Annotated in this window: 9 protein-coding genes; 7 read left to right on the forward strand and 2 right to left on the reverse strand. The window is 64.9% G+C overall.

Going from position 1 to position 7,701, the window contains the following annotated elements:
• The 5 genes from dapF to dacB all read left to right on the forward strand — a co-directional run.
• Positions 1-954 (forward strand): diaminopimelate epimerase (gene dapF, locus KBZ07_RS13315; RefSeq protein ID WP_254932064.1); only part of this gene is annotated, 954 nt, incomplete at its 5' end.
• Positions 955-958: 4 nt separating this feature from the next.
• Complete coding sequence (locus KBZ07_RS13320; protein ID WP_254932065.1) at positions 959-2,164, forward strand: cysteine desulfurase family protein; 1,206 nt, start codon at positions 959-961, stop codon at positions 2,162-2,164.
• Positions 2,161-2,871, forward strand: a complete 711-nt coding sequence (locus KBZ07_RS13325; RefSeq protein ID WP_254932066.1) for a DUF1995 family protein — start codon at positions 2,161-2,163, stop codon at positions 2,869-2,871. The genes KBZ07_RS13320 and KBZ07_RS13325 overlap by 4 nt, the downstream gene beginning before the upstream one ends.
• A 53-nt stretch (positions 2,872-2,924) precedes the next feature.
• Positions 2,925-3,464: a DUF4330 domain-containing protein gene (locus KBZ07_RS13330; protein WP_254932067.1), complete on the forward strand. Its 540-nt coding sequence runs from the start codon at positions 2,925-2,927 to the stop codon at positions 3,462-3,464.
• A 1-nt stretch (position 3,465) separates the two neighbouring features.
• Positions 3,466-4,740, forward strand: a complete 1,275-nt coding sequence (gene dacB, locus KBZ07_RS13335; RefSeq protein WP_254932068.1) for a D-alanyl-D-alanine carboxypeptidase/D-alanyl-D-alanine-endopeptidase — start codon at positions 3,466-3,468, stop codon at positions 4,738-4,740.
• Between the two features lie 9 nt (positions 4,741-4,749).
• Here dacB and KBZ07_RS13340 read toward each other — a convergent pair whose 3' ends face one another.
• Positions 4,750-5,628, reverse strand: coding sequence for a hypothetical protein (locus KBZ07_RS13340; protein ID WP_254932069.1), 879 nt, complete (start codon positions 5,626-5,628; stop codon positions 4,750-4,752).
• 8 nt (positions 5,629-5,636) lie between these two features.
• Positions 5,637-6,122, reverse strand: a complete 486-nt coding sequence (coaD, locus tag KBZ07_RS13345) for a pantetheine-phosphate adenylyltransferase (protein WP_254932070.1) — start codon at positions 6,120-6,122, stop codon at positions 5,637-5,639.
• 75 nt (positions 6,123-6,197) lie between these two features.
• Here coaD and KBZ07_RS13350 point away from each other — a divergent pair, with 75 nt between their 5' ends.
• On the forward strand, positions 6,198-6,692 hold the full coding sequence (locus KBZ07_RS13350; protein ID WP_197148863.1) for a flavin reductase family protein: 495 nt from the start codon (positions 6,198-6,200) through the stop codon (positions 6,690-6,692).
• A partial coding sequence (gene uvrC, locus KBZ07_RS13355; RefSeq protein ID WP_254932071.1) for an excinuclease ABC subunit UvrC occupies positions 6,643-7,701 on the forward strand: 1,059 nt, incomplete at its 3' end. The genes KBZ07_RS13350 and uvrC, both read left to right, overlap by 50 nt.

A 7,701-nucleotide genomic window follows, 5' to 3' on the forward strand; every position in this document is an offset into this window, starting at 1 on the left:
GTGATCCTGGCCCTGCCTGCCCGGGGCGAGGGGGAGTTGAGAATGCGGATTTTCAATGCCGATGGCAGCGAGCCCGAAATGTGCGGCAACGGCATCCGCTGCCTGGCCAGGTTCCTGGCCGACAGCGATGGCGACCCTGCCGGACGCCGCTGGCAGATCGAGACCCTGGCAGGAAGGATTGTTCCTGAGCTCCGTCAGGACGGCACCATCCGGGTGGACATGGGAGTTCCCTTCCTGGAACCTGCCGCCATCCCCACAACCCTGGAGCTGGGCCCAGCTGGGGTCGCCCAGGGGTGCCTAGAGATAGCTGGCAGCCAATTTGAAGTTGGCTCCGTCGGCATGGGCAATCCCCATGTGGTGGTTCCCGTTGCGGATGTGGCCGCCATTGACCTCGAGCGGTTCGGCGCCGCCCTCGAGCTGCATCCGGCCTTTCCGGCCCGAACCAATGTTCATTTTGTCCAGGTGCTCAGCCCCAGCCATCTGGTCATGCGGGTCTGGGAGCGGGGTGCGGGCCCGACCCTGGCCTGTGGCACTGGCGCCTGCGCCACCTTGGTAGTGGCCCATCGCTTCGGCCTAGCCGACCGGATCGCCAGGCTCGACCTGCCCGGGGGCAGCCTCGAAATTGAGTGGGATGGCCAGACGGACCATCTGTTCATGACCGGCCCGGCACTGGCCGTCTTTGACGGGGTGGTCACCCCCGAACTGTGGGGCAGCAGCCATGGGGAGCCCAGTCCAAAGGCAGCCGGGGTCGACTGCGCCAGCGCCTGCGTCCAAGGGTGTATCCAACCTGAGGCCTGTGCATCGGCGGATGCCCGGGCGAAGGTGCAGGCAATGCTCGAGGCCAATTCCCTAGACGACCTGGTGGCGCTGGCAAGCAACTCGCTCGAATCCCGCATCCGGGCCAGGATCGCCAAGGGGCCCGGGTCGCCAGGGGGCCAGCACAATTTTGACTAGGGCGGTGCCTAGCTGCTGGGCGAACTATCTGGATGCCTGTGCCACCACACCGCCGGCACCTGAAGTGCTTGAGGCCATGGCGGCGGTCCATGCCGGGGCCTGGGCCAACCCTTCGAGCCTGCATGGGTTTGGTCTGGCTGCCGCCGAACAGCTCGAACGCTCCCGCCAACGGATAGGGGAACTGCTGGGCTGCGCCAGCCACCAGGTGTTGTTCACCTCGGGCGGCAGCGAATCAATTCACACCGCCCTGCTGGGGGTGGCAACCGCTTTGCCTGCAAGTCGCCTGTTGATCTCCGCGGTGGAACACCCAGCCACCCTGGCTGCAGCTAAACAACTGCAAAGCCGCGGCTGGCAGGTTGAACGGTTGCCGGTCGATGGGCTCGGGCTGGTGGATCAGGAACTGCTCGAGCAATTGCTGGTGCCGCCCACGCGGTTGGTTTCTCTGATCTGGGGCCAGAGCGAAGTGGGCACAATCCAGCCCCTGCAAGCCATTGGCAGCAAATGCAGGGCGGCCGGTGTGCTGCTTCACGTCGATGCGGTGCAGGTGATTGGCCACCAACAGCTCAACTTCAACGCCTTGCCGGTCGATCTGCTCAGCCTGGCCGGCCACAAGCTGCAGGGACCCAGGGGGATTGGCGCCCTGCTGCAGCGCCCTGACCTCCAGCTCAGCCCCCTTATCGGCGGCGGCGGGCAGGAGGCGGGACGGCGGGGAGGGACGGAGCCCGTGGCCCTGGTGGCGGGCCTGGCCAGGGCCATGGAACTCTGTACGGACCGATTGGTTGCCCATGGGGGCAGCGATCCGGTGGGGCCCCTGCGCAATGCCCTGCTGGAGCAGTTGCTGCAGCTGGAGGGCGTCAGGCTCTCGGGGCCCGATCCCCGCGATCTGGAGGCCCCTGAGCGCCTGCCCCACCACCTCAGCCTCTTGCTGGCAGGCCCGGGTGGCCAGCCCCTCTCAGGCCGTCGGCTGGTGCGCAACCTCTGGCAGCAGGGCTATGCTGTAAGTAGCGGTTCCGCCTGCAGCAGTGGTCAGGCTGGGGGCTCTGCTGGCCAGACACCGAGCCCAATCCTGCTGGCCATGGGGTACACCAGTGAGGTTGCGGCCAGCGGCCTGCGATTCAGCCTGGGGCCCTGGCACCGGGGTTCGGATTTGGCCGGGGTGGGGGCGGCCCTGGAACGGGCCCGCCAACCCAGCCCCCCTAGGGTCATATGAAAACCCTGGACTTGATGCTCCCCGCCGATCTGCGCAGTGCCGAGGCTGAAGCCCTTGGGGCCATCCAGGCTGCCCTGGAGTCAGGCCAAAGGGGGCTATGGACCGTGGAACTGCGGTTTGAGGGCTTGCGGCTGCTCCCCCTGGCCCTAAGGCTGCATGGGGCACTCACAGCCGTGCTGCCTGGCGCAAAGCTGCTCTGCGCCGATGCCGGTGCCACGGCCCTGGCCAAGCGCGACTCTCCAGCCCTTGCCGCCAGCATTGCCAGCCTCAGAGACCAGATGCGTCTGCAGCAAGCCGATGGTGGCAGTGATGGCGTGCTGGTGCTAGTTGGACCAGCGCCCTCGGACTATGACGAGGTGGAGCAGGTCTGCGCCCTCCACCGGGGAAGCGTCGTATTGCTGAATGCCAGCCTCGAAGATGGGGCTATCGGCATCGGTAGCGTTGCCAGGGAACGCCGTAAGGGCTTTTTGCACGAGCTGCAAACGGCCTACGCCCTGATCCCTACAGCCGATGGCGCCCTGCGCCGTGCCTTCCCAGAACAATGGCAGCTCTACCGCTCGGATCCAGATGGCTATCGCGCGGTGGCCAGCTTTGAGCAGAAACCCGATCTGGAAGAACAGGCCCTGGCCCTGGCAGGGGAGGCAGGCCTGGGCCTGGGCGCCAACCTCAGGGTGATCGACGCCTTCATCGAAGGGCTGCGTAACTAAGTAAGTGGGCTCACGCCGACCTCCTTACACTGCCTCGAACGCCGCTGAGCCCGATGGCCGCCAAAAGTGACCTGCCTTCCGCCCCCAGCGGCCGCTCCTGGAGCCTGGTGGATGCAGCTGCCGCCGCCGCCGTAGTCCTCGCCGCCGTCGGGGTGATCTGGAGTCCCAAACTCAGCGGCGCCCTGGCTAAGGCCACAGGTGCCCTGACTCCGGTCACGGTGTTTGTGGATGTGCGCGGGGTGCCCGTGGCCAATCCGAGCGCCCTGATTGAGGCTGCCAAAAGCGAGGGGAAGGTCGCCATCGTGATCCGCAACCAGCCCCACGGCTCGGTGGTGGTCAAGCAGGTTCAGCCCCTGCAACGGCTGCTGGTGGCAGTCCAACCCAACGGCAGTGTGGTGACAGCCACCGATCCAAACCAGGCCAGGCTGGGCAATCTGGATGCCCGCTTTGTGCTCGAGGGCCAGGGCCGCAAGAGCGGCGGCGGCGTTGTGTTTGGAAATCAGAATCTAAAAATCGGTACTCCGGTGGAGATCGAGGGGCAGCAATACCGGCTCGGTGGCACGGTGAGCGGCCTTGAGATTGGAGCCAACTGAGATGGCCTATCCGAAGCCTGGCCGGTTCCTTGCCGCGCTGCTTCTGCCAGCAGCAACCCTGCTGCCTGCCGCCGTCATTGCCCAGCAGGGGCCGGCGACCCTGGCCACCATGCCGGCAGCGCCACCGCCGATTGGTCTGCCCCAGCTGCAGAGCCAGTTGAGCTGCCCCGCGTTGCAACAACGGCTGCTGGCAACGGTTGGCGGCCAAACCTCTGTCTGGAGCATCACCATTGCCGATTCCCAGGGGCGGCTCCTGGCCGACCTCAATGGCAGCCGGCCCCGGATCCCTGCCTCCAACCAAAAGTTGGTGAGCACGGCCTATGCCCTCGACAGGCTCGGCACCGACTATCGCCTCAGCACCCAGTTGTGGCGGCTCAGTGATGGCAGTTTCCGGCTTACCGGCGAGGGCGACCCCGACCTCGCCCTACCCCAGTTGCAGCGCTTCGCCAAGCTGGCGCTGGGCTCCGGTGGTGACAGCGGCCAGCTGCCAAAGCTGCTGAAACTGCAGATCGCCGAGGAACCGCGCCAGGCCTGGTGGCCCCAGGGTTGGCATCCCGATGATCGTTACTACGCCTATGGCGCGCCGATCACCCGGCTCGCGCTCACCTCTAATGCCATTCACGAGGCGGTGATGAATCCCCCCTCCCGGCTCCAGAACCTGTTGAAAAAAACGATGTTGCAGCAGGGGGCCAAGGTGCAGGTATCGCTGATTTCAGCCCGGGCGCCCATGCCTGCCGATGCGGTTTTGATGCACCAGGAAAACTCGGCACCGATGCACAATCTGCTCAGCCTGGCCAACACGGAAAGCCATAATTTCACGGCCGAGGTGCTGCTGCGGCAGGGTGCGGGTAGCTGGGATCTGGGCCAGGCAGCCCAACGAGAAACCCTCTGGCTAACCCAGCAAGGTTTGCCAATGCAGGGTGTGCGGGTGGTGGATGGCAGTGGCCTGGATCGGGCCAATCGCCTCACCAGTCGCTTCCTGGCGGCCCTACTCCTGCGGATGGACCAGCATCCCTACGGCCGAAATTACCTGGCCTCGATGGCGGTGGCAGGGCAACGCGGCACCCTGCGCAACCTGTACGTAGGCACCCCGCTGCAGGGCAAGTTTTTTGGTAAAACCGGCACCATCACTGGGGTCCGGGCCATCAGTGGCGTACTTGTCACAAACGATGGGCCCCGTTATGTCAGTGCAATCAGCAACGGGGCAAGCTCCCCCAACGAGACCATCGGGCTGGTTCTGCGCGAGGCACAGAACACCAGGCTCTGCTCATCTTAATCGGCTATTTTAGCCGGCCATCTGCTTGACCCCTTTAGCCAGGCGACGCCTACGGCTGACCGTCAGATCGGCGGCGGGGGGAGGGGTGATCGTTTCAGGGGACTGGAGCCGGACCAGCTCCCTGCGGCCTCCGAGCACCACCTGGCTCAGTTCCTTGAGGCGGCCTTCCAGTTCGCCCAGCACCTGTTCGGCGTAGCGATTGGCACCCTCCTCGGTGGCGCCGGCTTCCTGACGGCTGCGGGCCAGGAGGGCGTCGCACTGCTGCTGGGTCTGTTGGCGGAATTGCAGGGCGTCGTTTTGCAACCGCTCAGCCTCGGCCTGGCTATCCCGTTGGACCCGTACCCCCTCCTGCCGGATCTGCTCCAGCTCCCCCATCGCCTGCTGACGGTTGCGCTCATGCTGCTCCAGAAACTGGCGGTTGCGTTCAGCGCTTTCCTGCTCCAGCTGCTGGCGGCGGGAGGCAAACTGCTGCTCCATCTGGGCCATGCGGGCCTGGTGCTCCTGCTCTGTCTGGGCAACCTGATTGCGTGCCTGCAGCATCAGCTGTTCGCACTGCTGCCGGGCCTGCTCTCTCAATTCCGCCACATGGCGTTCGGCTTCCTGGCGGATGGAGGCACTGTTGATCAGCTGCTCCCTTTCCCGTTTCCCCGAGGCGATGATCTCCTCGCCCTGCTGGCGGGCCTGGTTGATAAATTCCTCGCGCTGACGGATCAGCTCCACGGCCTGGGCCAGTTGGACCGGCAGGGACTCGCGCAGGCTGTCGAGAACCTCGATGGCATCCTGTTCGTTCACCAGCCGACCGCCGCTGAAGGGGATCCGGCTGCCTTCCAGCACTATCTCTTCGAGTTGGTCGAGCTGATCGAAGGCGGTGATGGTGGCCTCGGCCATGGGGAGGTTTAGGCGGTTGCCCGATTAAAAAGCCTGGCAAGGTCTTCCGCCACTCCCGCGGGCACCATGTGACGCACATCGCCGCCGAAACGGGCGACTTCCTTCACCACCGAACTGCTCAGAAAGCTGTGCTGCACGGCTGTAGCCAGAAAGAGGGTTTCCACCAGGGGAGCCAGGCTCTTGTTTGTGTGGGCAATCTGCAACTCGAATTCGAAGTCGCTCAGGGCCCGCAGCCCCCGCAGAATTACCTCGGAGCCGCTGCGCACGGCGCAATCCACGGTCAAGCCATCAAAACTGCCCACTTGGACGTGGGGCAGGTGGCCCGTAGCGAGGCGGATCTGCTCCAACCTCTGCTCCAGGCTGAAGGCGGGTTGCTTGCTGGGGTTCTGCAGAACCGCGACGGTGAGGCCCTCAAACAGCCGGGCGGCCCGTTCAATCAGGTCGAGATGCCCCAAGGTGAGCGGGTCAAAACTGCCTGGATAGAGGGCGCGCATGGGAAAGGTCGGTTGGGGGCTGCTGCATTTCTAGAGTTATCTGAGTTTCCCGCGCCCCAGGGTGCCCCTGCCACCATGGCCCAGAACGCCACTCTTAACGCCGAAGCCAAAAAGACCCTGCTGCGCAAGATCCCCCATGGCGTGTTCATCTGTGGCGTCGCCGAGGGCGATGAGGTGAACGGGTTCACCGCCAGCTGGGTCACCCAGGGGAGCTTTGAACCGCCCCTGGTGGTGATGGCCGTACGGGCAGACAGCACCAGCAACGGCATGATCCAGCGAACTGGCAAATTTTGCCTCAATGTGCTCAAGGCAGATCAAAAAGACCTGGCCGCCGTCTTTTTCAAGCCCCAAAAGGGGGTGGGTGGGCGCTTCGATGCCGCACCGTTCAGCCTGGGGGCCCTGGGTCTGCCGATCCTCACCGACGCGATAGGCGCCGTGGAATGCGAGCTCGTAGGCCAGGTCGCCCATGGAGACCACACCGTCTTTGTCGGTGAGGTAAAAACCGCCACCCTGCATGGGGATGGCCCCGCCCTCGAGCTGGGCACTACGGGCTGGCAGTACGGCGGCTGAGTTGGCACTGCCCCTGCTGCAACAACCGGAACGGCTCAAGGCTCGGCTAGGCGAGGTGCCCTCTGAGCCGGGCTGCTACCTGCTGCGGGACAGTGAGGACCGCATCCTCTACATCGGCAAGGCCAAGCTGCTGCGCCCCAGGGTGCGCAGCTATTTCCAAAGCGGCAGCGGCCATGGCCACAGCCCGCGCATCTCCCTGATGGTGCGCCAGGTGTGCGAGATCGAATTCATCGTCACCGATAGCGAAGCCGAGGCCCTGGCGCTCGAATCCAACCTGATCAAGCAGAACCAGCCGCACTTCAATGTGCTGCTGAAGGACGACAAAAAATATCCCTATCTGTGTATTACTTGGAGTGAGGCCTATCCGCGCATCTTCATCACCCGCCGCCGGCGGTTTCGCTCACCCCTGGATCGCTTCTACGGACCCTATGTGGATGTGGGGCTGTTGCGCCGCACCCTCACCCTGGTGAAGCGGGTTTTTCCGCTGCGCCAGCGGCCCCAGCCGCTTTACAGGGAGCGCACCTGCCTCAACTACGACATCGGCCGCTGCCCAGGCGTCTGCCAGGAAAAGATCAGCTCCGAGGCCTACCACCACACCCTGCGTCAGGTAGCGATGGTGTTTCAAGGGCGCAACGAGGAGCTGCTCGAGCTGCTGAACGAGCAGATGGGCAAGTATGCCGAGCGCCTCGACTTTGAGAGTGCCGCTGGGGTGCGCGATCAGCTGCAGGGCATCGACACCCTCACCGCTGATCAGAAAATGAGCCTCGGTGACAGCTCGGTGAGCCGTGATGTGGTCGCCTTAGCCGCCGATGATCGGGTGGCGGCGGTCCAGTTGTTCCAGATGCGGGCCGGCAAGCTGGTGGGCCGGCTCGGCTTCACCGCCGATGCGGTCGGCGCCGATGGCCAGCCCCTGGAGCCCGGCCGCATCCTGCAGCGGGTGGTGGAGGAGCACTACAGCCAGGTGGAGCCGGTGGAGATTCCCCCCGAGCTGCTGCTGCAGCACGCCCTG

Source organism: Cyanobium sp. BA20m-14, assembly GCF_024346295.1.